The sequence below is a fragment of the Streptomyces sp. MNU76 genome (assembly GCF_020982545.1).
Lineage (GTDB): Bacteria > Actinomycetota > Actinomycetes > Streptomycetales > Streptomycetaceae > Streptomyces.
On record NZ_JAJKLK010000019.1, the window covers coordinates 417880 to 442304 of the forward strand.

Below are 24425 nucleotides of genomic sequence, written 5' to 3' on the forward strand. Positions count from 1 at the left end.
ACGAGGGGGACACCGGAAACGGTGTCCCCCTCGTCGTGAGGACACCACCATGTACAAGCTCTTCTTCCGTCTGGTCTTCACCCGGATGGACCCGGAGGAGGCCCACCAGCTGGCCTTCCGCTGGATCCGTCTCGCCTCCCGCGTCCCCGTGCTGCGCACCTTCCTGGCGGCGGCGCTCGCGCCCCGCTACGAGGAACTGCGCACCGAGGCCTTCGGGCTGCGGATGCACGGCCCCTTCGGACTCGCCGCCGGCTTCGACAAGAACGCGATCGCCATCGACGGGATGTCGATGCTCGGCTTCGACCACGTCGAGATCGGCACGGTGACCGGCGAGGGCCAGCCCGGCAACCCCAAGAAGCGGCTGTTCCGCCTGGTCGCCGACCGCGCGCTGATCAACCGCATGGGCTTCAACAACGAGGGCTCGCTCGCCGTCGCCGCCCGCCTGGCCTCCCGCACGCCTGTCTTCAGGACGGTCGTCGGCGTCAACATCGGCAAGACCAAGGTCGTCCCGGAGGACGAGGCCGTCGGGGACTACGTGAAATCCACCGAGCGCCTCGCCCCGTACGCCGACTACCTCGTCGTCAACGTCTCCTCGCCCAACACGCCCGGCCTGCGCAACCTCCAGGCCACCGAGGCGCTGCGACCGCTGCTGACCGCCGTCCGCGAGGCCGCCGACCGCACGGTCCGCACCCGCCGCGTCCCGCTCCTTGTGAAGATCGCGCCGGACCTCGCCGACGAGGACATCGACGCCGTCGCCGACCTCGCCGTGGAGCTGGGCCTGGACGGGATCATCGCCACGAACACCACCATCGCGCGCGAGGGACTCGGCCTCACCTCCGCACCCTCCCTCGTGAAGGAGACGGGCGGCCTCTCCGGCGCCCCCGTCAAGACCCGCTCCCTCGCGGTCCTGCGGCGCCTCTACGCGCGCGTGGGCGACCGGATCACCCTGGTGGGCGTCGGTGGCATCGAGAACGCCGAGGACGCCTGGGAGCGCATCCTGGCGGGCGCCACCCTGATCCAGGGCTACAGCGCCTTCGTCTACCAGGGGCCCTTCTGGAGCCGCACCCTCCACAAGGGGCTCGCCGCGCGGCTGCGCACGAGCCCGTACGCCACCCTCGCCGACGCGGTCGGCGCCGACGTGAGGAAGACGGTATGACCGAGCCCTTCGGCGCACGGCTGCGCCGAGCCATGGACGAACGCGGGCCGCTCTGCGTCGGCATCGACCCGCACGCCTCCCTGCTCGCCGACTGGGGCCTGAACGACGACGTCGCGGGCCTGGAGCACTTCAGCCGCACGGTCGTGGAGGCGCTGGCCGACCGGGTCGCCGTCCTCAAGCCGCAGAGCGCGTTCTTCGAGCGCTTCGGGTCGCGCGGCGTCGCCGTACTGGAGAAGTCGGTGGCCGAGGCGCGGGCGGCGGGCGCGCTGGTCGTCATGGACGCCAAACGCGGCGACATCGGCTCCACCATGGCCGCGTACGCCGAGACCTTTTTGCACAAGGACGCGCCCCTCTTCTCGGACGCGCTGACGGTCTCGCCCTACCTGGGCTACGGCTCGCTGAAGCCCGCCGTGGAGCTGGCGCGCGAGAACGGGGCCGGACTGTTCGTGCTGGCGCTGACCTCCAACCCGGAGGGCGGCGAGGTGCAGCACGCGGTCCGCAGCGACGGCCGCAACGTCGGTGCGACCATGCTGGCGCACCTGGCCGCCGAGAACGCGGGAGAGGCGCCCCTGGGGTCCTTCGGGGCCGTCGTCGGCGCCACGCTGGGTGACCTGTCGTCGTACGACCTGAACATCGGTGGACCCCTCCTCGCGCCGGGGATCGGGGCGCAGGGGGCCATGCCGGCCGATCTTCCGGCGGTCTTCGGGTCCGCCGTGGGCCATGTGGTCCCGAACGTCAGTCGGGGTGTCCTTCGTCACGGTCGCGACATCGTCGCGCTGCGTGACGCCTCGGATCGTTTCGCGGACGAGATCCGCACCGCGACGGCGACCGTCGGAGACCTCCGATGAGTGCTTGAGGGGCCGTTACCGGACGCCTTGAGTCTGAATACATTCTCAAATCCGGGGCGATATGCCTGTTATGTCCGACTCCAGGGAGGCTGACCAGGACTTTTCCGCTGTTCTCGCTGACTCTGGCGGAGTTGGCCGCTAGTCTCCGAGCAGGGTGAACGGGCGAGCGTGTTGCTCGTGGCACCCCAGGTGTGGGGCGACTAGGTTCCTCACCGGTCCGTATCCGACAGTTCGACATCCGAGGTGACGTAGGCGTGGCTCTTCCGCCCCTTACCCCTGAACAGCGCGCAGCCGCGCTCGAAAAGGCCGCCGCGGCTCGCCGGGAGCGGGCCGAGGTCAAGAATCGACTCAAGCACTCCGGCGCCTCCCTGCACGAGGTCATCAAGCAGGGCCAGGAGAACGACGTCATCGGCAAGATGAAGGTCTCCGCCCTGCTCGAGTCCCTGCCGGGCGTGGGCAAGGTCCGCGCCAAGCAGATCATGGAGCGACTCGGCATCTCCGAGAGCCGTCGTGTACGCGGCCTCGGTTCCAACCAGATCGCTTCCCTGGAGCGTGAGTTCGGCAGCACAGGTTCCTGATCCCGCCCCCTGGCGGGAAGGGAGTCCCGGGCACTCCGGGATTGCTGGAATAATCGCTGCATGGCTGCAACATTCCGGGGGACGACCCCCGAGCCCCCGGACGTACGTCCGCGGCTGACCGTGCTCTCCGGCCCCTCCGGGGTCGGCAAGAGCACGGTCGTCGCCCATATGCGCAAGGCGCACCCCGAGGTCTGGCTCTCGGTGTCGGCGACGACCCGCAAGCCGCGCCCCGGCGAGCAGCACGGCGTCCACTACTTCTTCGTCACCGACGAGGAGATGGACAAGCTGATCGCCAACGGTGAGCTGCTGGAGTGGGCCGAGTTCGCCGGCAACCGCTACGGCACTCCCCGGGCCGCCGTGCTCGAACGCCTGGAGAAGGGCGAGCCGGTGCTGCTGGAGATCGACCTCCAGGGCGCGCGGCAGGTCCGTGAGACCATGCCGGACGCCCAGCTGGTCTTCCTGGCACCTCCCTCCTGGGAGGAGCTGGTGCGCCGGCTCACCGGGCGGGGCACCGAACCGCCCGAGGTGATCGAACGCCGCCTGGCGGCGGCCAAGATCGAGCTGGCGGCCGAGCCGGAGTTCGACGTCACCCTGGTCAACACCTCCGTCGAGGACGTGGCCCGCGAGCTGCTAGCCTTGATGGATGTTGTGTGATCACGGGGTCTGTCCGTTTTCTGTGATCACGACCGGTCTTTTCCCATCCATCGGAAGGTAGAGCGTGTCCTCTTCCATCTCCGCGCCCGAGGGCATCATCAACCCGCCGATCGACGAGCTCCTCGAGGCAACCGACTCGAAGTACAGCCTCGTGATCTACGCGGCCAAGCGCGCCCGCCAGATCAACGCGTACTACTCGCAGCTCGGCGAGGGCCTCCTCGAGTACGTCGGTCCCCTCGTCGACACCCACGTCCACGAGAAGCCGCTCTCGATCGCCCTGCGCGAGATCAACGCGGGTCTGCTGACGTCCGAGGCCGTCGAGGGCCCCGCGTAAGTCATATCGGCAGATCGCAGTAGGTTTTTCCACAGGCCCGGCAGTGCGACTGTCGGGCCTGTGGTGTGTCATTGAGGCGTCACGCAGAAGGCGTACACATCCGAGTGCGGGGAGGCCCGGTGGGCAAGCCGAAGGTCGTTCTGGGGGTCAGCGGTGGAATCGCCGCCTACAAGGCGTGCGAGCTGCTGCGCCGGCTGACCGAATCCGGTCATGACGTACGGGTCGTGCCGACCGACTCCGCACTGCACTTCGTCGGCGCCGCCACCTGGTCCGCGCTCTCCGGCAACCCGGTCTCGACCGAGGTCTGGGAGAGCGTCCACGAGGTGCCGCACGTGCGCATCGGGCAGGAGGCCGACCTGGTCGTCGTCGCCCCGGCGACCGCCGACATGCTGGCCAAGGCCGCCCACGGCCTGGCCGACGACCTCCTGACCAACACCCTCCTCACCGCTCGCTGTCCGGTCGTCTTCGCCCCCGCCATGCACACCGAGATGTGGGAACACCCGGCCACCCAGGAGAACGTGGCGACGCTCCGCCGCCGCGGCGCCCTCGTCATCGACCCCGCCGTGGGCAGACTGACCGGCGTCGACACCGGCAAGGGCCGACTGCCGGACCCCGCGGAGATCTTCGAGGTCTGCCGCCGGGTGCTGGCGCGGGGCGTCACCGAGCCGGACCTCGTCGGCCGGCACGTCGTGGTGACCGCCGGCGGCACCCGGGAGCCCCTCGACCCCGTCCGCTTCCTCGGCAACCGCTCCTCCGGCAAACAGGGGTACGCCCTCGCCCGTACGGCCGCCGCGCGCGGCGCCCGGGTCACGCTGATCGAGGGCAACACCGGACTGCCGGACCCGGCGGGCGTGGACGTCGTCCGGATCGGTACGGCGGTCCAGCTGCGCGAGGCGGTGCTCAAGGCGGCGCCCGACGCGGACGTCGTGGTGATGGCGGCGGCCGTGGCCGACTTCCGGCCGGAGACCTACGCCAGCGGCAAGATCAAGAAGAAGGACGGCCAGGAGCCCGAGCCCGTCGTCCTGGTGCGTAATCCGGACATCCTCGCGGAGATCTCGGCGGACCGTCCGCGCCCCGGCCAGGTGGTCGTCGGCTTCGCCGCCGAGACCGACGACGTCCTAGCCAACGGCCGCGCCAAACTGGCCCGCAAGGGGTGCGATCTACTGGTGGTGAACGAGGTGGGGGAGCGCAAGACCTTTGGTTCCGAGGAGAACGAGGCCGTGGTGCTGGGAGCCGACGGAAGCGAGACACCGGTCCCGTACGGCCCCAAGGAAGCCCTGGCGGAGACGGTCTGGGACCTGGTGGTGAGCAGGTTCGGGTGATGGTGGCATTCGCGTCAGCCCTCACCCGAACCGCTGACATTGGGGCGTGGCGACCCTGGCGGACCGCGGCGGCCATTGGGCAGAATGCGGGTGCCGCAGGTCACAGAGCTCCCGAGAGGCGAGACGGGTGGGCCGGTGGCCGAGCCCGACCGATAAACTGTTCTCGGACGACGCCGGGCGCAGCCCCCGATCGCGTCCGACAATGATCAGCCAGCAGCCGCTGCAACCCCAGGGAGCGTTGTGTCCCGTCGTCTGTTCACCTCGGAGTCCGTGACCGAGGGTCACCCCGACAAGATCGCCGATCAGATCAGCGATGCCATTCTCGATGCGCTCCTGCGCGAGGACCCCACGTCCCGCGTCGCCGTGGAGACACTCATCACGACCGGCCTGGTGCACGTGGCCGGCGAGGTCACGACCAAGGCGTACGCGCCGATCGCCCAGCTGGTGCGCGACACCATCCTGAACATCGGCTACGACTCGTCGAAGAAGGGCTTCGACGGCGCCTCCTGCGGTGTGTCGGTGTCGATCGGCGCGCAGTCCCCGGACATCGCTCAGGGCGTGGACACGGCGTACGAGTCCCGGGTTGAAGGCGACGAGGACGAGCTGGACAAGCAGGGCGCCGGCGACCAGGGCCTGATGTTCGGCTACGCGTCGGACGAGACGCCGACGCTGATGCCGCTCCCGATCTTCCTGGCGCACCGTCTGTCGAAGCGCCTGTCCGAGGTCCGCAAGAACGGCACCATCCCCTACCTCCGCCCTGACGGCAAGACCCAGGTCACCATCGAGTACGACGGTGACAAGGCGGTCCGCCTGGACACGGTCGTCGTCTCCTCCCAGCACGCCAGCGACATCGACCTGGAGTCCCTCCTCGCCCCGGACATCCGCGAGTTCGTGGTGGAGCCGGAGCTGAAGGCCCTCCTCGACGACGGCATCAAGCTGGACACCGAGGGCTACCGCCTGCTCGTCAACCCGACCGGCCGCTTCGAGATCGGTGGTCCGATGGGTGACGCGGGCCTGACCGGCCGCAAGATCATCATCGACACGTACGGCGGCATGGCCCGCCACGGCGGCGGCGCCTTCTCCGGCAAGGACCCGTCCAAGGTCGACCGCTCGGCGGCGTACGCGATGCGTTGGGTCGCCAAGAACGTCGTCGCGGCCGGCCTCGCCTCCCGCTGCGAGGTCCAGGTGGCGTACGCCATCGGCAAGGCCGAGCCCGTCGGCCTCTTCGTGGAGACCTTCGGCACCGCCAAGGTCGACACCGACCGGATCGAGAAGGCCATCGACGAGGTCTTCGACCTCCGCCCGGCGGCCATCATCCGTGACCTCGACCTGCTGCGCCCGATCTACGGTCAGACCGCCGCGTACGGCCACTTCGGCCGCGAACTGCCCGAGTTCACCTGGGAGCGCACGGACCGCGTCGAGGAACTGCGCAAGGCCGCGGGTCTCTGAGCCCTCCGGCTCGGCACTCCTCCGGATCTCCGCCGAGGCCCGGCACTCCTTCGGGAGTGCCGGGCCTCGGCGCGTTCCCCCAACTCTGCGGCCGACGGACCGCTGGGCGTGCCGCGGACGGTCCGACCGCTGTCTCGCGCGCTCCCGGGCGGCGTCGGCTGTCAGTGGGGTTTGGGAGGATGGGCGTGTGAGCAGCGAGGACGGTACGAGGGGCGGGGGCGCGACGGGGGACGGCGAGCCGGAGCAACTGGCTCTCGTCCGGGAGGCCGTGCGCAGGGCCAAGGTGCCGCGGGCGAAACCGCGGACCTGGCGGGGGGCGGCGCTGGCGAAGGAGCTGCCGGTCGCCCGGGTGCTGGTCGACAAGGGCGTGCTGCATCTCGACCGCTACTTCGACTACGCGGTGCCGGAGGAGCTGGACGAGGTCGCCCGGCCGGGCGTGCGGGTGCGGGTGCGGTTCGGCGCCGGGGGGCGCAACGTCCGCGAAGGACGACGGGAGGGCGGCTCGCTGATCGACGGCTTTCTCGTCGAGCGGGTCGCCGAGTCGGACTACTCCGGGCCGCTGGCCGCGCTCGCACAGGTGGTCTCCCCGGAACCGGTGCTGGGGCCCGAGCTGTTGGGGCTGGCGCGGGCCGTGGCGGACCGATATGCGGGCAGCCTCGCCGATGTGCTGCAACTGGCCGTTCCGCCTCGGCACGGCCGGGCGGAGGCGGTGCGGATGGGTGAGCCGGCGTCCCCGCCGCCCGCACCCGAGCCGGGGTCGTGGCTGCGGTACGGGCGGGGGAGAGAATTCCTGCGGGCGCTGGCCGACGGCGGCGCGCGGGCCGTGTGGACCGCGTTGCCGGGGCCGGAGTGGGCCGAGGAGATCGCGCGGGCCGTGCAGGCGACGCTGGCGTCGGGGCGCGGGCGCTCGTGGTCGTACCGGCCGGACGGCCCGCCGCGCGGGTCGACGAGGCGCTCGGGCGGCTGCTGGGGAGGGGCGGCACGCGCTGCTGACCGCCGACGCGGGGCAGGAGAGGCGGTACCGGGAGTGGCTGGCCGTGCGGCGGGGGCGGTACGGGCCGTGGTGGGGACCCGGGCGGCCATGTTCGCGCCGGTGCGGGACCCCGGGCTGGTCGTCGTGTGGGACGACGGCGACGCGAGTCACAGTGATGACAACGCCCCGTTCCCGCATGTGCGGGAGGTGCTGGAGCTGCGGGCGTCCCGGGACAAGTGCGGCTTCCTGCTGGGGAGTTGGACTTGTACGGTCGAGGCCGCCCAACTGGTCGAGAGCGGCTGGGCCGCGCCGATCTTGGCCGGGCGGGAGCAGGTGCGGGCCGCCGCGCCGCTGGTGCGGACCGTGGGGGACGCGGACCTCGCGCGGGACGAGGCCGCTCGGGCCGCGCGGTTGCCGAGTCTGGCCTGGCAGATCGCGCGGGACGGATTGCGGGACGGCCCCGTGCTGGTGCAGGTGCCCCGGCGCGGATATGTGCCGCGGATGGCCTGCGCGCGCTGCCGTGAACCCGCCAGGTGTCGGCACTGCGCGGGACCGCTTCAGGCGCGGGACGACGCAGGTGCGCTGCGGTGCGGATGGTGCGGGCGTGAGGAGGGCGGCTGGCACTGCCCCGAGTGCGGGGGGCACCGGCTGCGGGCACAGGTCGTGGGGGCGCGGCGGACCGCCGAGGAGCTGGGGCGGGCCTTTCCCGCCGTGCCCGTGCGGACCTCCGGCCGGGAGCAGGTGCTCGACACCGTGCCGGGGACGCCCGCGCTGGTGGTGAGCACGCCCGGGGCCGAGCCGGTCGCGGAGGGTGGGTATGCGGCGGCCCTGCTGCTCGACGGATGGGCGATGCTGGGGCGGCCCGATCTGCGGGCCGGGGAGGACGCGCTGCGACGGTGGATCGGCGCGGCCGCGCTTGTGCGGAACCAAGGGCTCGGCGGCACGGTCGTCGTGGTGGCCGAGCCGACGCTGCGGCCCGTGCAGGCGCTCGTGCGGTGGGATCCGGTGGGACACGCGGTGCGGGAACTCGCCGAACGGGCCGAGCTGGGGTTCCCCCCGGTGTCGCGGATGGCCGCCGTGTCCGGCCCGGCCCAGGCGGTGGCCGATTTCCTGACCGCTGTCCAACTGCCCTCGGACGCGGAGGTGTTGGGGCCCGTGCCCGTGGCGGGACCGCCTGTTCCCGGGGCGAGCAGCGGGCCTGCGGCAGGTGCGGCAGGTGCGGGAAGGGCGCGGCGGGCCGGGGTGCCGGTACCGGGGAGCAGTGGGAGCGGGCGCTGATCCGGGTACCGCCGGGGAGCGGGGCGGCGCTGGCCGGCGCGTTGAAGAGTGCGCAGGCGGCGCGGATGGCGCGCGGGGTGAACGAGGGGGCGCGCGTGCGGATCCGGGTGGATCCGTTGGACATCGGGTGAGCGGCACCGAGGCCCGGGCAGCTCCGGCATGCATCTGCCTCCCGGTCGGTCGGTGACCGGGAGGCAGACGTCGGGCGGGTCAGCCGTTGCGAGGGCCGGGGAAGGCCGTGGGTCGCACGTCCTCGCGGAGGTGGGGCTGCCCGCTGTCGGCTGCGTCGGCATGTGCGCGGGCACCGGGGCGGGCAGGGGAGCGGGCATCGAGCGGGCCGCCGGGACCGTGGGGACGCCGGAGCCGACGTTGACGGCGCGGGTGCCCTGGGGGTCCCCCGTGCGTTCCGCCTCGGCGGCGGCCTGCGCGGCGGCGCGGCGGGCGCCGTAACGGCGGTGCACGGCCTGCTTGGTGACCCCGAGGGCCGAGCCCACCGCGTCCCATGAGAAACCGAGCGAGCGGTCGAAGTCCACGGCTGCCGTGACGAGGGTCTCGACACTGTCCCGCAGCTCCTGGGCGAGGCGGACGGTCGGGGCGGGGGCGCGTCCGTAGACGACGAAGCCCGTGGAGGGGCCGGAGCGGCGCGGGCGGTAGACGTTGCCCAACTGGGCGGTGAGGGTGCGCAGTGCGTCCACCTGCCGGCGGACCCGCTCGATGTCCCGCACCAGCAAGTGCAGGCTGGCCCGAGCCTGGGCGTCGTGGGTTGCGTGGTCGGCCATGAACAAGCCTCTCGAACCGGCGTTGGAAAAGGGGAGGTGCCGCCATTGCGGCGCGTATCGGTCAACTCTTTCTTGACCAACGCGAATTCGCTCCGCTGGTAACGGGGTGGGGGCGTGGGGGCATATGCGTGGGGCGCGTGGGTGGGGGTGCGCCCCGCTGCGGCTGGGCCTGGACCTTGTTCTCCCACCCGAGCACCGCCCGTGCGGGTGGGCTGACAAGTGCGGGTCTCCCATGGGGTCCTCCGCCGCGGCGACTGCGGGCCGTGGCGTGCGCTGTGCGGCCTCGGGTGCACTCTGGGGCGTTGGGTGGGTGGGCGGTTGGGGAGGTGCGGAACATAGACTGGGGCGTTGTCCCGCGTTGCCGCGTGAGGGCGTACGAACTTTCGTCCGAGAGGCCGTCAGACATCCATGAAGCTCGTCTTCGCCGGTACCCCAGAGGTCGCTGTTCCCGCGTTGGACGCCCTGATCGCGTCGGGGAGGCATGAGGTGGCCGCGGTCGTGACGCGGCCGGACGCTCCGGCGGGGCGGGGGCGGCGCCTGGTCGCGAGCCCGGTGGCGCAGCGGGCGGAGGAGGCCGGCATCGAGGTGCTGAAGCCCCACCGGCCCCGGGACGAGGCGTTTCTCGCGCGGCTCCGGGAGATCGCGCCCGACTGCTGCCCCGTCGTCGCCTACGGGGCCCTGCTGCCCCGGGTCGCCCTCGACGTGCCTGCCCACGGCTGGGTCAACCTGCACTTCTCCCTGCTGCCCGCCTGGCGGGGCGCCGCTCCCGTGCAGCACTCGATCATGGCCGGGGACGAGATCACGGGCGCGTCCACCTTCCTGATCGAGGAGGGGCTCGACTCCGGGCCGGTGTACGGAACAGTCACCGAGGAGATCCGGCCGACCGACACGAGCGGGGACCTGCTGACCCGGCTCGCCTTCGCGGGCTCCGGGCTGCTCGCCGCCACGATGGACGGGATCGAGGACGGCACCCTGAAGGCCGTGCCCCAGCCCCCCGACGGGATCACCATCGCGCCGAAGATCACCGTGGAGGACGCCCGGATCGACTGGGCCACCCCCGCGCTGCGCGTCGACCGGGTCGTGCGCGGCTGCACACCCGCGCCGGGCGCCTGGACGACGTTCCGCGGGGAGCGGCTGAAGCTCGTCCACGTCGCGCCGGTGCCCGAGCGGACCGAACTCGCCCCGGGCGCACTCGAAGTCGGCAAGAACAACGTGTACGTCGGGACCGGGTCGTACGCCGTCGAACTGCTCTGGGTGCAGGCGCAGGGCAAGAAGCCGATGCGGGCCGCCGACTGGGCGCGCGGGGTACGGATCGAATCCGGCGAGTCGGTCGGAGCCTGAGCGACTCGGTCTTCGATTCTCGATTCCGCCGGGCTGGTGGCCGCCCCGACCGCGGGTCTCCGCGGCCGACGCCCGGTGGTCCGCGCCCCCGGCGTACCCTGGCCGTGATGTCTCGTCCCGTATCCGGAGCACCTTTTTCGTGAGTGAGCAGTCCCGTCCGGGCAAGCCGGGCAAGCCGTACCGCCGTCCCCAGAAGGACCCCGTCCGTATGCTCGCCTTCGAGGCGCTCCGGGCCGTGGACGAACGGGACGCGTACGCGAACCTCGTCCTGCCGCCGCTGCTGCGCCGGGCGCGGGAGAAGGAGGGGCCCGACAAGTTCGACGGGCGGGACGCGGCGCTGGCGACCGAGCTGGTGTACGGGACGCTGCGGCGGCAGGGGACGTACGACGCGGTCATCGCGGAGTGCGTCGACCGGCCGTTGCGTGAGGTCGACCCCCCGGTGCTCGATGTGCTCAGCCTTGGTGTGCACCAGCTGCTGGGCACCCGGATCCCGACGCACGCCGCCGTGTCCGCCTCCGTCGACCTCGCGCGCGTCGTGCTCGGCGACGGACGGGCCAAGTTCGTGAACGCCGTGCTGCGCAAGGTGGCGCGGCACGACCTCGACGGCTGGCTGGAGCGGGTCGCGCCGCCCTACGAGGACGACCCGGAGGACCACCTCGCGGTCGTGCATTCGCACCCCCGCTGGGTCGTCTCCGCCCTGTGGGACTCCCTCGGCGGCGGGCGGGCCGGCATCGAGGAGCTGTTGGAGGCCGATAACGAGCGGCCCGAGGTCACGCTCGTCGCCAGGCCCGGACGGTCCACCGCCGAGGAACTGCTCCGGGAGGAGTCCGCGGTGGCGGGGCGCTGGTCGCCGTACGCCGTGCGGCTCTCCGAGGGCGGGGAGCCGGGTGCCGTGGACGCCGTACGGGAAGGCCGTGCGGGGGTGCAGGACGAGGGCAGTCAGTTGGTGGCGCTCGCTCTCGCCAACGCGCCCTTGGAGGGTCCGGACAAGGCTTGGCTCGACGGGTGTGCCGGGCCCGGCGGCAAGGCCGCGCTGCTCGCCGCCCTCGCCGCCGAGCGCGGGGCCGTGCTGCTCGCCTCCGAGAAGCAGCCGCACCGGGCCGGACTGGTCGCCAAGGCACTGGACGGCAATCCCGGGCCGTACCAGGTGATCGCCGCCGACGGAACTCGCCCGCCCTGGCGACAGGGGGCGTTCGACCGGGTGCTGATGGACGTGCCCTGTACGGGGCTGGGAGCCCTGCGGCGGCGCCCCGAGGCTCGTTGGCGCCGGAGGCCCGAGGACCTGGACGGGTTCGCCCCGCTCCAGCGGGCGCTCCTGCGGACCGCGCTGGAGTCCGTGCGGGTCGGCGGAGTCGTCGGCTACGCGACCTGCTCGCCGCACCTCGCCGAGACCCGCGCGGTCGTCGACGACGTGCTCAAGAGTTACGGCGACGCGGCCGACCTGATCGACGCGCGGCCCCTGCTGGAGGGCGTACCGGCGCTGGGCGAGGGGCCCGACATCCAGCTGTGGCCCCATCTGCACGGGACGGACGCCATGTACCTGGCCCTCATCCGCCGGGTCGCGTGACGCTCCGCCCTGTCAGCCGTCCGGCCCCGCGGCGCTGCCCACCGGTTCCTTCGGCGGCGGTGGCGGTGTTCCGCCGTCCTCCCGGGCCAGCCGGTGCGGCCACCACACCTTCGGGCCGACATCCAGGAACAGGGCCGTGACCAGCACGGAGCGGACGATGAAGGTGTCCAGGAGCACGCCCAGGGCGACCGCGAAGCCGATCTCGGCGAAGGCGACCATCGGGAGCGTGCCGAGGGCGGCGAAGGTGCCGGCGAGGACCAGGCCGGCCGAGGTGATCACCGCACCGGTCGTCGCCAGGCCGGTCACCACGGCCTTGCGGGTGCCCTGGTGGGTGGCCTCCTCGCGGATGCGGGTGGTCAGGAAGATGTTGTAGTCGATGCCCAGGGCGACCAGGAACACGAAGACGAACAACGGGAAGTCGGTCGACTCGCCCGCGTAGTCGAAGAGGTGTCGGAACGCGAGCGCGCTGATGCCCAGCGCGGCGGCGAAGGACAGGATCACCGTCCCGATCAGCAGGAGCGGGGCGATCAGGGCGCGGAGCAGGGCACAGAGGATCAGCAGGACCACGACCAGCACCAGCGGGATGATCAGGATGTTGTCGTGGGTGGTCGCCTCGTCCATGTCCAGCAGGGCCGCCGTACCGCCGCCCACCTGGGCGTCGGCGTCCGGCACGGCGTGCACGGCGTCCCGGACCCGCTCCACGGTCTGCTTCGCCGCCTCGCTGTCGGCCGGGTCGGACATGGTCGCCTCGAAGAGGACCCGGCCGTCGTGGGCGGGTTTCGTGCCGGGCGGCAGGCCGAGCGAGTCCGGCACGACGCCTTCCGTGTCGGAGACGACCCGGCCCACCTCCCGGGCCTGCTCCTGGTTGCTGATGATCACGAGCGGATCGCCGCTGCCCGCGGGGAAGTAGCGCGCGGAGACCTCCTGGCCGACGATCGAGTCCGGTTTGCCGGTGAAGGCGTCCGCGTTGCTGATGCCTTCCGCGCGCAGTTGGATCAGGCCCAGTGAGCACAGCGCGAGGGCCGCCGCCGTCGCCACCCAGACCGTGCGGGGGCGGCGGGAGAAACGGCGCCCCATCCGGGCCCACACACCGCTCTCGGTCGGGTCGGCCTGCCCGAGGTGCGGGATCACCGGCCAGAAGATCCAGCGGCCGAAGATCACCAGCAGGGCCGGGAACAGCGTCATCATCGCCAGCAGCGCCACCGCGACGCCGATGGCCGCCACCGGGCCCAGACCGCTCGTGGAGTTCATCTCGGCGGCCAGTAGCACCAGCATGCTCAGGACGACCGTCGCGCCGGACGCCAGCACCGCCGGGCCCGCCCGGTGCAGGGCGAGGGCCATCGCCTCGTGGCGGTCCTCGTGACGGCGCAGCTCCTCGCGGTAGCGGGCCACGAGCAGGAGCGCGTAGTCGGTGCCCGCGCCGAAGACGAGGACGGTGAGGATGCCCGCGCTCTGGCCGTTCACGGTCAATCCGGCGTGTTCCGCGAGCAGATAGATCAGGGCCTGGGCCGTGAACAGGGCCGCGATGACCGCGAGGAGCGGCACCAGGAGGAGGGTCGGACTGCGGTAGGTGAGCAGCAGCATCACGATGACCACGGCCATCGCCGAGAGCAGCAGGGTGGAGTCGATGCCCTCGAACGCCTCGGAGAAGTCGGCGGACGTGCCGCCCGGACCCGTGATGTGCACGGCGAGTCCGTCGCCGCCCTCACTCACGTCGTCCCGGATCGAGTCCACCGCCGGCCCGATCCGCTCCCAGCCCTTCTCGTCCATCGTGATCGGCACGTAGACCTGGGCGGCCCTCGGGTCGACCGCGCGGTCGTAGACGGGACCACGGGTCCGCTCACCGATGATCTTGTGCGCGGTCAGCTGCTTGAGCTCCCGTACGTCCGCCTCGATCGTCGCCCGGTCCTCGGCGGTCAGACCGCTCTCCCGGGCGTAGACCACGACCGCCGGGATCTGTTCCGGCCGGAAGTCCTCGGAGATCTCCAGGACCTGGGTCGACTCGGCCGAGCCCGGCAGCCAGGAGGCGGCGTCGTTGTCCTGGGCGTCGGTGAGCTTCGTGGCGAACGGCGCGACCACGAACAGCACCACCAGCCACAGTCCCAGCACGACCCACTTGGCCCGCCGCCCGCAGACGAGGTGCCCGATGCCGCGGTTCCCTGTCATACCGACCTCCACGACCGCGCCCTGTCAGGGGCGCGGGACGGTGACATCTGCGGCTCCGCCGCGTCGGCGCGAGCGACCACGACGGGCCCGCGGCCGACGAACCACGGTCTACACCCCGGACCGATGCCCGCAACCCCTGGAGGGCATGGCAGTCTTGGCCCATGGCCGCGCAGATCAACCCCAGCATCCTGTCCGCCGACTTCGCCCGTCTCGCCGACGAGGCGAAGGCGGTCGAGGGAGCCGACTGGCTCCATGTAGACGTGATGGACAACCATTTCGTCCCGAACCTCACGCTCGGTGTGCCGGTCGTAGAATCCCTGGCCCGTGCGACGGAGACGCCGCTGGACTGCCATCTGATGATCGAGGCCCCCGATCGGTGGGCGCCCCAGTACGTGGAAGCGGGTGCCGGTTCCGTCACCTTCCACGTGGAGGCGGCCGCCGCACCGGTGCGGCTCGCCCGCGAGATCCGGGCCAAGGGGGCCAGGGCCTCCATGGCGCTCAAGCCCGCGACGCCGATCGAGCCGTTCGAGGATCTGCTGCCCGAACTCGACATGGTGCTGATCATGACGGTCGAACCGGGCTTCGGAGGCCAGGCTTTTCTCGACATCATGCTCCCGAAGATCCGCCGGACCCGCGAGTTGATCAGCAAGCACGGCCTCGACCTGTGGCTCCAGGTCGACGGCGGGGTCGCCGCGTCCACCATCGAGCGCTGCGCCGAGGCCGGCGCGGACGTCTTCGTCGCCGGTTCCGCGGTCTACGGGGCACAGGACCCGGCCGAGGCGGTCCGCGCGCTGCGGGCCCAGGCGGAGGCCGCGACGGCGACCGCGGGCTGGGCCTGCGGCCACTGAATGCCGGGCCTGCGGCCATTGAATTACGGAGGAACACCCGGGCGAACGCCGAGGCCGGCGGGGCACGTCGTGCGTCCAGAGGGCCAAGGAAACGTGAACGGCGTTCCTTCGGGCTGATCGAAAACGTCGGATCTGCAAGGATGAACGGCGTATCCATGTGTGAAGAGCAGTGAGGAGATGACCGTGTCGGGTATGTCGGCGGGCCGGTCAGCCATGCGGATGGGACCCGCTGAGCTGGTTCAGGCGGCGGCCATGGCACGCCGTTTCTACCTCGAGGGCAAGTCCAAGATCCAGATCGCCGAAGAGTTCGGTGTGAGCCGCTTCAAGGTGGCCCGGGTCCTGGAGACCGCCCTCGAGCGGGATCTCGTACGGATCGAGATCCGTGTCCCGGCGGAGCTGGACGCGGAGCGTTCCGACGCGCTGCGGGCCCGGTACGGCCTGCGGCACGCCGTGGTCGTCGAGTCCCCGGCCGACGCCGAGGAGTCCCCCGACCCGGAGAACCTCGGCGAGGTCGCCGCGGACCTGCTCGGTGAACTGGTCAACGAGGGCGATGTCCTCGGCCTCGCCTGGGGCCGCTCCACCATCCACATGGCGGCCGCCCTGGACCGGCTGCCGCCCTGCACCGTGGTGCAGCTGACGGGTGTGTACGACGCCGGGACCGCCGAGCGCGGCTCGGTCGAGGCGGTGCGGCGGGCCGCCCAGGTGTCCGGTGGCGACGCCCACCCCATCTACGCGCCGATGCTGCTGCCGGACGCGGCCACCGCGGCCGCGCTGCGCCACCAGACCGGGATCGCGCGGGCCTTCGAGTACTTCGACAAGGTCACGGTCGCCTGTGTCTCCATCGGCTCCTGGGAGGCGGGCATCTCCACCGTGCACGACATGCTCAGCGACGAGGAGCGGGGGCACTACGCCTCCCTCGGGGTCGCCGCCGAGATGTCGGCGCACCTCTTCGACGCCGACGGCCGCCGGGTCGGGCGCGACCTCGGCGAGCGGTGCATCACGGTCAAGGCCGACCAGCTCCGCCGCATCCCCGAGGTCGTCGCGATCGCGGGCGGGCAGCGCAAGGCGGCCGCGATCGACGCCGTCCTGCGTTCGGGGCTGGTGACCAGCCTCGTCACGGACACCTCGGCCGCGGACTCTCTGCTGACGGCCGGCCAGACACCGCGTCCGGCGCTCAATCGGGCGGACCCGGACGGGGTGTAGGCCCGCGGGGCCGGGGAGGGGTGAGCGGGGGCCGGGGATCGTCGCGGCTCCGCCGTGGCTGGTCGCGCGCTTCCCTGGTCGCGCGGTTCCCCGCGCCCCTGACGGGGCGGGCGGGCGTTCGGTGGGTACGGGATGAGTGGAGACTGCGCTCTCGGAGGATCCTCCTAGGCCGCCCGAGGCCCCTCTGGAGGATCCGTCGGGGCCGCTCATACCCGCCGACATGGGACAATGAGGTACGTGCTCTTCCCCCTGGCGGTCCTGTCAGGGGGTCACCTCTGAACCACTGGGATGTGCGGCACGTGCGTTTCCTCAATGACATCCAGCCCGCGTACGACCTGACGTACGACGACGTCTTCATGGTCCCGAGCCGTAGCGCCGTCGGATCGCGGCAGGGCGTGGACCTGGCCTCCCCGGACGGCACGGGCACCACCATCCCGCTCGTCGTCGCCAACATGACCGCCATCGCCGGCCGCCGGATGGCCGAGACGGTCGCCCGCCGCGGTGGCCTGGTGGTCATCCCGCAGGACATCCCGATCGAGGTCGTCACCGACGTCATCTCCTGGGTGAAGAGCCGCCACCTCGTCCTCGACACCCCGATCGTGCTCAACCCCCACCAGACGGTCGCCGACGCGCTGGCCCTGCTGCCGAAGCGCGCGCACAACGCGGGCGTCGTCGTCGACGAGGGGCTCCGGCCCGTCGGCGTCGTCACCGACACGGATCTCACCGGTGTCGACCGCTTCACCCAGCTCGAAGTCGTCATGTCCCGGGACCTGTTGCTCCTCGACGCCGACATCGACCCCCGTGAGGCCTTCAACCGGCTCGACGCGGCCAACCGCCGGTACGCACCCGCCGTCGACCGGGACGGCCGTCTCGCGGGCATCCTCACCCGCAAGGGCGCCCTCCGCGCCACGCTGTACAGCCCCGCCGTCGACGCGAACGGCAAGCTGCGGATCGCCGCCGCCGTCGGCGTCAACGGCGACTTCGTGGGCAAGGCCAAGCAGTTGCTCGACGCGGGCGTCGACACGCTCGTCATCGACACCGCGCACGGCCACCAGGAGTCGATGATCAACGCGATCAAGCTGGTGCGCGATCTCGACCCCCGGGTGCCGATCGTGGCGGGCAACATCGTCGCCGCCGAGGGGGTGCGGGACCTGATCGAGGCCGGCGCGGACATCATCAAGGTCGGTGTCGGGCCCGGCGCGATGTGCACGACCCGCATGATGACCGGGGTCGGGCGGCCGCAGTTCTCCGCCGTCCTGGAGTGCGCGGCCGAGGCGAAGAAGTACGGCAAGCACGTCTGGGCCGACGGCGGCGTGCGCCACCCCCGCGATGTCGCCATGGCGCTGGCCGCGGGCGCGTCCAACGTGATGATCGGGTCGTGGTTCGCGGGGACGTACGAGTCACCCGGCGACCTCCAGCAGGACGCCGGCGGGCGGCTGTACAAGGAGTCGTACGGGATGGCGTCCGCGCGGGCCGTCCGTAACCGGACGAGCGAGGAGTCGGCCTACGACCGGGCGCGCAAGGCGCTGTTCGAGGAGGGCATCTCGACGTCGCGCATGTTCCTGGACCCGGCGCGGCCGGGGGTCGAGGACCTGATCGACTCGGTGATCGCGGGGGTGCGGTCCTCCTGCACCTACGCGGGGGCCGGGTCGTTGGAGGAGTTCGCCGAGCGGGCGGTCGTCGGGGTGCAGAGCGCTGCGGGGTACGCGGAGGGCAAGCCGTTGCACGCCAGCTGGAGTTAGGGGTTCGGGCACCTGAGAGCTCGGGGGGAGCTGCGGGTCGGCGGGTGCGGGTTCGTCGTGGCTTGTCGCGCAGTTCCCCGCGCCCCTGACTCTGCCGGCGTCGCGCAACGAAGCTCCGCGCACCTGTGAGGAACGCAACGATCTTGCGTCGGCGCGCAAGGTTGCCGCATTACGCTCGTGAAGCTCTGGCTCATAGGGTCATGCGCTGTACGTGGCGTGGCGGGGACCTCCTGCTCGGTGGCCCCCTGCTGTTCGGTGCTGTCGGTCCTCACCCGCCCTGACCGGCAGCGATGAAGGAGCCACGCGTGCTCGACCAAGGCGCACCCCCGCACCATGAGAATCGGTCCGCCCCGCCCTCCGTAGGCCTCGGGGCGGGGCTGATGCGCCGCAAGCCCGTGGAACGCCTGGTCGCGGAGGGTGGCCAGGGCGAGGGAGGGTCGCTGCGGCGGTCCCTCGGGTTGTGGCAGCTGACGATGATCAGCATCGGCGCCACGCTCGGCACCGGCATCTTCGTCGTCCTCGGCGAGGCCGTCCCCAAGGCCGGTCCCGCCGTCACCCTCTCTTTCGTGATCGCGGGTCTCACGGCGCTGTTCTCGGCGCTGTCCTACGCGGAGCTGGCCGGCACCATCCCGGTCTCCGGGTCCTCCTACTCGTATGCGTACGCAACGATGGGCGAGCTGGTCGCCTGGGTCTGCGGCTGGTGTCTGGTGCTGGAGTACGGGGTGTCGGTGTCCGCCGTCGCCGTCGGCTGGGGCGAGTACCTCAACGAGCTGCTGGACGGGACGATCGGCGTGACCATCCCGGCCGCGCTGTCCGCGCCGCCCGGCGACGGCGGCATCTTCAACCTGCCGGCGCTGATCGTCGTCCTGCTGGCGATGGCCTTCCTGCTGGGCGGAGCCCGGGAATCGGCCCGGGCCAACACGATCATGGTCGTGGTGAAGATCGCCGCCCTGCTGCTCTTCTGCCTCATCGGCCTCCAGGGCTTCCGCTCCGGCAACTACGAGAACTTCATGCCGCTCGGCATGGCGGGCGTCAGCGCGGCCGGGGCCACGCTCTTCTTCTCGTACATCGGATTCGACGCGGCCTCGACCGCCGGTGAGGAGGCGAAGAACGCGCAGCGCGACCTGCCGCGCGCCATCATGCTGTCGCTGGTCATCGTCACCGCGCTGTACGTGCTGGTCGCCGCCGTCGCGATCGGGGCGCGGCCCTGGGAGGGCTTCGGTGAGTCCGAGGCCGCCCTCGCCGGGATCATGAAGGACGTCACCGGGGACGCGTTCTGGGGCACGCTGCTGGCGGCCGGTGCCGTCATCGCCATCGCGAGCGTGGTGCTCACCGTGCTGTACGGGCAGACCCGCATCCTGTTCGCCATGTCACGCGACGGGCTCGTGCCCAAGGTGTTCTCGCGGGTCCATCCGAAGACCGGGACGCCTCGCGTGAACACCGTGATCGTGTCGCTGTTCTGCGGTGTCCTCGCCGCCGCCATCCCGCTGGGGCAGCTCGCCGACGCGACCAGCATCGGTACGCTGTTCGCGTTCGCGCTGGTCAACGTGGCCGTCGTGGTGCTGCGGCGGACGCGGCCCGACATGCCGCGGACCTTCCGGGTGCCGCTGTCGCCGGTGCTGCCCGCACTGGGATTCGCCTTCTGCGTCTGGATGATGGGCAGCCTCTCCACCGTGACCTGGGTGGTCTTCGGGGTCTGGATGGCCGCCGGGCTCGTGTTCTACTTCAGCTACGGCTATCGCCGTTCCCGTCTCGCGACTCCAGAGAAGTGATCCACCCGCAGTGCTGAACGATCTCGACGAACGCATCGTGCACGCCCTCGCCGAGGACGCCCGCCGCTCCTACTCCGACATCGGCCAACTCGTGGGGCTCTCCGCGCCCGCGGTGAAGCGGCGGGTCGACCGGCTGCGGGCGACCGGGGCGATCACCGGATTCACCGTCCGGGTGGACCCGGCCGCGCTCGGGTGGGAGACCGAGGGGTTCGTCGAGATCTACTGCCGGCGCAACACCTCGCCGGAGACGATCCAGCGGGGGCTGGAGCGGTATCAGGAGGTGGTGGCCGCGTCGACGGTCACCGGTGAGGCCGATGCCGTGGTGCAGGTGTTCGCTTCTGATATGCGGCACTTCGAGCGGGTGTTGGAGCGGATCGCCGGGGAGTCGTTCGTCGAGCGGACCAAGTCGGTGCTCGTCCTTTCTCCTTTGCTGCGGCGGTTTTCTTCCGGGTCGCCCGCCTGAGAGCTCGGGGTGGGCGGTTCGTCGGCGGGTGCGGGTGCGTGGGAGGTGTTCGCGCAGTTCCCCGCGCCCCTTGACGTGACCGGGGTTCTCAAGTCACTCCGCGGTTTTTCGCGCCAACGCGTTGTTGCCGATCGAGTTGTGGACGCTGAAGGTCACCGCGTCCGGGCGGTAGCGGTCGTCGGACCATTCCACCGGGCGGCCCTCGCGGGTGGTGGTGACCCGCCGGACCCGCAGCAGAGGGCTCGTGCGGCGCACGGTGAGGAGTTCGGCGTCCCGGGCGCCGGCCGCCACGGCGTCGATGACGTGCTCCCCGTAGGCGAAGACCAGGCCCGTGTCGTCGAGCAGACGCTGGGTCACCGAGGGGCAGTCCTCCTCGATGGGCTCGACGGCCGGGGCGATCCAGTCGGCGTAGACCGTGCGCTCCAGCAGGACGGGCTGCCCGTCCAGGCCGCGCAGCCGCAGCACGTGCAGGACCTGGGCGCCCGGGGCGAGCTGGAGGCGTACGCGGTCCTCGGCGGTGGCCGTCCGGTACTCCTGCGTGATCACCCGGCCCGTCGCCTCACGGCCCATCGCACGGGCCCACTGGGCGAAGCTGCGCAGCTCCGCGAAGCTCTGGCTGCGGCGACCGGCCAGCACCACCCGGCGGGCACCCTGGCGTGAGCCGATGAGGCCCTCGGCGGTCAGGGTCGCCACGGCCTGGCGGACCGTGCCGCGTGAGACGCCGTAGCGGGCCGCGAGTTCGGTCTCCGGCGGCAGCAGACTGCCCACCGTGTACTCCTCACGGTCGATCGCCCGCCGCAGTGCCTCGGCGATCTCCTCGTGTCGCGCCGACATGGTCCCCCTCCGCTCGTCCGGTCGCCCGCTGTGCGCAGCACGACCAGCCTAACGAGGTGGGGAAGGGGGTGCCGAACGCGGCCTCCGGGCAGGGATTGTGCGGGAAAACGTGCACGAGTATTTCGCCGCTGTTTACGTGCGTGATATGAAGCGCGGACCTAATGAGGCCAACTTGTTCAGACAAGTGCTCCACCCAGATCGTCCCTGCGCGTACCCCTGGAGAGCTCGTGAACCTCTTCCTGCCGAGAACCGCCGTACTCGGCGGCAGCCTCGCCGTCGCCACCGCACTCACCCTCAGCGCCTGTGGCGCGGCCCCCGAGAGCACGACCACCGCCGACGGCAAGAGCGCGGCCACCGCGACCTCGGCCGAGGACTTCGGCGGCATGGACGCGCTGATCAAGGCGGCCAAGAAGGAGGGCAAGCTCAACGCGATCGCCCTGCCCCGTGACTGGGCCAACTACGGCGCGCTGATCGACGGCTTCGAGAAGAAGTACGGCATCAAGATCGAGGTGGAGAACCCGGACGGCGCCAGCCAGGACGAGATCAACGCCGTCACCTCGCGCAAGGGACAGGACCGCGCGCCCGACGTGCTCGACCTCGGCAGCTCCTTCGCCATCAGCGCCGCCCAGCAGGGACTGCTCGCGCCCTACAAGGTGGCCGCCTTCGCTGACATCCCCGAGGGCCAGAAGGACCCGAAGGGCCAGTGGTACAACGACTACGGCGGCTACATATCCATCGGGTGCGACGCCAAGCGGGTCAAGGAGTGCCCGGAGACCTTCGCCGACCTGCTGGAGCCGAAGTACAAGGGGCAGGTCGCCCTCAACGGCAACCCCACCAAGTCCGGTTCGGCGTTCGGCGGCGTCTGGGCGGCCTCGCTGGCGAGCGGCGGTTCGTTCGACGACATCCAGCCCGGCCTCGACTTCTTCGCCAAGCTGAAGAAGAACGGCAACTACACGCCCGTCGAGTCGACCCCCGCGACCGTCGAGAAGGGCGAGACGCCCATCAGTATCGACTGGGACTACCTGAACGCCGGGTACGCCGACGAGTTCAAGTCCAAGGGTGTCGACTGGAAGGTCGCCGTCCCGGAGGACGGCAAGTTCTCGCAGTACTACTCCCAGGCCATCAACAAGGACGCCCCGCACCCGGCCACCGCCCGGCTCTGGCAGGAGTACCTCTACAGCGCCGAGGGCCAGAACCTGTGGCTCGCCGGCTACGCCCGCCCGGCGCTGATGCCCGCCATGGAGAAGGCCGGCACGCTGGACGAGACGGCCGCCGCCAAGCTGCCGAAGGTGTCGGGCACCCCCGAGTTCCCGACCGAGGAGCAGCAGACCAAGGCCAAGGACGCGCTCTCGCAGGGCTGGGCCAAGGCGGTCTCCGGGTGACCGCCGTCGTCACCGAGGCCGACCCGGCACTCGTGGCCGCCGCTTCCGTGAAGCGGCGGCCACGCCCCGGCGGCTGGCTCGCCGTGCTCCCGCTGCTCGCCTTCGTCGCGATCGCCTTCGGGCTGCCCGCCGTCGCCATGCTGAACGGCGCGTTCACCGTCAAGGAGCCGGCCACGGGCGCCACTTCCTACACCACGGCGAACATGACGGCCTCCGTGCAGGGGGCCTACCTCACGGCCATGCTCGGCAGTGTGAAACTCGCCGCCGTCTCGGCGGGCCTCGCCGCCGTCCTGGGGCTGCCGCTCGCCCAGGCCGTGGTGACCTCCCGCTTCCCGGCGCTGCGCGAGGCCGTGCTCACCGCCTCCGGGGTGCTCGCCAACTTCGGGGGAGTCCCGCTCGCCTTCGCGTTCGTCGCCACCCTCGGCAACTCCGGTGTGCTGACCAGACAGTTGGGCCTCACGGACAAGGGCTGGGACCTCTACAGCTTCTGGGGACTGGTCATCGTCTACCTGTACTTCCTGATCCCGCTGATGGTCCTCACCATCACCCCCGCTCTCGACGGGCTGCGCGTCCAGTGGCGGGAGGCCGCCCAGAACAACGGCGCCACCGGCCTCCAGTACTGGATCCACGTGGCCCTGCCCGTGCTCGCTCCCTCACTGCTCGGCGGGCTGGTGCTGCTCTTCGGCAGCGCCTTCGCCGCGTACGCCACCGCCGCCGCCATGGTGGGCAGCTCCATCCCGCTGGTCACCCTGCAGATCGCCGACGCCATCTCCGGCAACGTCCTGGTCGGCCAGGAGAACGTGGCGCTCGCCCTCAGCCTCGACATGGTCCTGATCGCCGGACTGGTCATGGCCGTCTACCTGCCCCTGCAACGACGGAGTGCGCGATGGCTGGCCTGAACCCGGCGCGACCGGCGTCGCGCCGCCCGGCCCTGTGGCGTCCGCTGGTGTTCGCCTGCGCCGGGCTGTACTTCCTCGTCCCGCTCGCCGCCTCCGTGATCTTCACGGTCGACGTGCCCGGTGAGGGCGTGACCTTCGACGCCTACACCCAGATCCTGAGCACCGACGGCTTCGTGTCCAGTCTGCTGCTCTCGCTGGAGCTGGCCGCCGCGACCATCGCCGTCGTGCTGCTGCTGATGGTGCCCGCCATGGTCGCGCTGCGGCTCGGTGCCCCCAGACTGCGGCCCGTCGTCGAGGTGGTGTGCGCCCTGCCGCTGGTGGTGCCGCCGATCGCGTTCGTCGCCGGCCTCGGCACCGTGCTCAAGTGGGGGCCCGAACACCTCTCCAGGACCCCGCTGTTCCAGACCTTCGTCGCGGTCCAGAACCCCGACTTCCCCGTGGTGCTGGTCCTCGCCTACGTCGTGATGGCGCTGCCCTTCGTGCACCGCGCGCTGGACGCGGGGCTGCGTGCCATGGACGTCCGCACCCTCGTGGAGGCCGCCCGCAGCTGCGGGGCGAGCTGGCCGCAGGCGCTGGTGCGGGCCGTGCTGCCCAATCTGCGCGGGGCACTGCTCAACTCCGCCTTCCTCACCCTGGCGCTCGTGCTCGGCGAGTTCACCGTCGCCCAACTGCTGGGCTTCCGGCCGTTCGCCGTGTGGATCGTCAACGTCAGCGGCTCGCAGGCCCAGCTGTCCGTGGCCGTCTCGGTGCTCAGCCTGCTCGTCACCTGGGCCATGCTCCTCGCGCTCGCCTCCTTCGGCGGACGTACCCGAACCGCTTCCGCCTCCGGGGGATGAA

20 protein-coding genes and 1 pseudogene are annotated in these 24425 nt (G+C 71.5%); 18 read left to right on the forward strand and 3 right to left on the reverse strand.

The features are described 5' to 3' along the window. The first annotated feature begins 49 nt into the window (after positions 1-49). The 8 genes from E4N62_RS28345 (at position 50) to E4N62_RS28380 (ending at position 8592) form a co-directional block, all read left to right on the forward strand. Positions 50-1156: a quinone-dependent dihydroorotate dehydrogenase gene (locus tag E4N62_RS28345; RefSeq protein WP_230219242.1), complete on the forward strand. Its 1107-nt coding sequence runs from the start codon at positions 50-52 to the stop codon at positions 1154-1156. Further along, positions 1153-2004: an orotidine-5'-phosphate decarboxylase gene (gene pyrF, locus E4N62_RS28350; RefSeq protein WP_230219244.1), complete on the forward strand. Its 852-nt coding sequence runs from the start codon at positions 1153-1155 to the stop codon at positions 2002-2004. The genes E4N62_RS28345 and pyrF overlap by 4 nt, the downstream gene beginning before the upstream one ends. Positions 2005-2258: 254 nt before the next feature. Continuing rightward, positions 2259-2582 (forward strand): integration host factor, encoded by a 324-nt coding sequence (locus tag E4N62_RS28355; protein ID WP_003977346.1) that lies wholly within the window; start codon positions 2259-2261, stop codon positions 2580-2582. A 60-nt stretch (positions 2583-2642) separates the two neighbouring features. Next, entirely contained in the window at positions 2643-3236 is a 594-nt protein-coding gene (gene gmk / locus E4N62_RS28360) for a guanylate kinase (protein ID WP_230219246.1), read from the forward strand. Positions 3237-3300: 64 nt separating this feature from the next. Further along, positions 3301-3570, forward strand: coding sequence for a DNA-directed RNA polymerase subunit omega (gene rpoZ, locus E4N62_RS28365; protein ID WP_005485492.1), 270 nt, complete (start codon positions 3301-3303; stop codon positions 3568-3570). A 119-nt stretch (positions 3571-3689) separates the two neighbouring features. Continuing rightward, the gene (coaBC, locus tag E4N62_RS28370; protein WP_230219248.1) at positions 3690-4892 is read left to right on the forward strand and encodes a bifunctional phosphopantothenoylcysteine decarboxylase/phosphopantothenate--cysteine ligase CoaBC; all 1203 of its coding nucleotides are present in this window, start codon (positions 3690-3692) and stop codon (positions 4890-4892) included. A 240-nt stretch (positions 4893-5132) separates the two neighbouring features. Continuing rightward, positions 5133-6341, forward strand: a complete 1209-nt coding sequence (gene metK, locus E4N62_RS28375; RefSeq protein WP_215450995.1) for a methionine adenosyltransferase — start codon at positions 5133-5135, stop codon at positions 6339-6341. Positions 6342-6528: 187 nt separating this feature from the next. Beyond that, positions 6529-8592: a primosomal protein N' gene (locus E4N62_RS28380; RefSeq protein WP_230219250.1), complete on the forward strand. Its 2064-nt coding sequence runs from the start codon at positions 6529-6531 to the stop codon at positions 8590-8592. Between the two features lie 210 nt (positions 8593-8802). On the opposite strand, the pseudogene E4N62_RS28385 reads toward E4N62_RS28380, so the two are convergent. After that, positions 8803-9371, reverse strand: a pseudogene (locus tag E4N62_RS28385) (hypothetical protein). Positions 9372-9779: 408 nt separating this feature from the next. Between E4N62_RS28385 and fmt the strand changes: the two are divergent. After that, complete coding sequence (gene fmt, locus E4N62_RS28390; RefSeq protein ID WP_230219252.1) at positions 9780-10712, forward strand: methionyl-tRNA formyltransferase; 933 nt, start codon at positions 9780-9782, stop codon at positions 10710-10712. Between the two features lie 139 nt (positions 10713-10851). Beyond that, positions 10852-12279, forward strand: coding sequence for an RsmB/NOP family class I SAM-dependent RNA methyltransferase (locus tag E4N62_RS28395; RefSeq protein WP_230219253.1), 1428 nt, complete (start codon positions 10852-10854; stop codon positions 12277-12279). A gap of 12 nt (positions 12280-12291) precedes the next feature. On the opposite strand, the gene E4N62_RS28400 is transcribed toward E4N62_RS28395, so the two are convergent. After that, positions 12292-14445, reverse strand: coding sequence for an MMPL family transporter (locus E4N62_RS28400; RefSeq protein ID WP_230219254.1), 2154 nt, complete (start codon positions 14443-14445; stop codon positions 12292-12294). A 161-nt stretch (positions 14446-14606) separates the two neighbouring features. On the opposite strand from E4N62_RS28400, the gene rpe reads away from it, so the two are divergent. The 5 genes from rpe (at position 14607) to E4N62_RS28425 (ending at position 20473) form a co-directional block, all read left to right on the forward strand. Next, complete coding sequence (gene rpe, locus E4N62_RS28405; RefSeq protein WP_215451001.1) at positions 14607-15293, forward strand: ribulose-phosphate 3-epimerase; 687 nt, start codon at positions 14607-14609, stop codon at positions 15291-15293. A gap of 159 nt (positions 15294-15452) precedes the next feature. Further along, a complete protein-coding gene (locus E4N62_RS28410) occupies positions 15453-16496 on the forward strand; it encodes a sugar-binding transcriptional regulator (protein WP_215451002.1) in 1044 nt (347 codons plus the stop codon). Between the two features lie 299 nt (positions 16497-16795). Beyond that, on the forward strand, positions 16796-18238 hold the full coding sequence (locus tag E4N62_RS28415; protein ID WP_230219255.1) for a GuaB1 family IMP dehydrogenase-related protein: 1443 nt from the start codon (positions 16796-16798) through the stop codon (positions 18236-18238). Positions 18239-18543: 305 nt separating this feature from the next. Continuing rightward, a complete protein-coding gene (locus E4N62_RS28420; protein ID WP_230219256.1) occupies positions 18544-20010 on the forward strand; it encodes an amino acid permease in 1467 nt (488 codons plus the stop codon). Between the two features lie 10 nt (positions 20011-20020). Beyond that, positions 20021-20473, forward strand: coding sequence for an Lrp/AsnC family transcriptional regulator (locus tag E4N62_RS28425; RefSeq protein WP_230219257.1), 453 nt, complete (start codon positions 20021-20023; stop codon positions 20471-20473). Positions 20474-20566: 93 nt separating this feature from the next. Here E4N62_RS28425 and E4N62_RS28430 read toward each other — a convergent pair whose 3' ends face one another. Then, a complete protein-coding gene (locus tag E4N62_RS28430; RefSeq protein WP_230219258.1) occupies positions 20567-21307 on the reverse strand; it encodes a GntR family transcriptional regulator in 741 nt (246 codons plus the stop codon). 227 nt (positions 21308-21534) lie between these two features. Between E4N62_RS28430 and E4N62_RS28435 the strand changes: the two genes are divergently transcribed. Genes E4N62_RS28435 through E4N62_RS28445 form a run of 3 tightly spaced genes read left to right on the forward strand, consistent with a single transcriptional unit; the run spans position 21535 to position 24424 of the window. Next, the gene (locus E4N62_RS28435; protein WP_230219259.1) at positions 21535-22689 is read left to right on the forward strand and encodes an ABC transporter substrate-binding protein; all 1155 of its coding nucleotides are present in this window, start codon (positions 21535-21537) and stop codon (positions 22687-22689) included. After that, complete coding sequence (locus E4N62_RS28440) at positions 22686-23588, forward strand: ABC transporter permease subunit (RefSeq protein ID WP_230219265.1); 903 nt, start codon at positions 22686-22688, stop codon at positions 23586-23588. Before E4N62_RS28435 ends, E4N62_RS28440 begins: the two co-directional genes overlap by 4 nt. Beyond that, a complete protein-coding gene (locus tag E4N62_RS28445; RefSeq protein WP_230219267.1) occupies positions 23576-24424 on the forward strand; it encodes an ABC transporter permease in 849 nt (282 codons plus the stop codon). Before E4N62_RS28440 ends, E4N62_RS28445 begins: the two co-directional genes overlap by 13 nt. Position 24425: the final 1 nt, after the last annotated feature.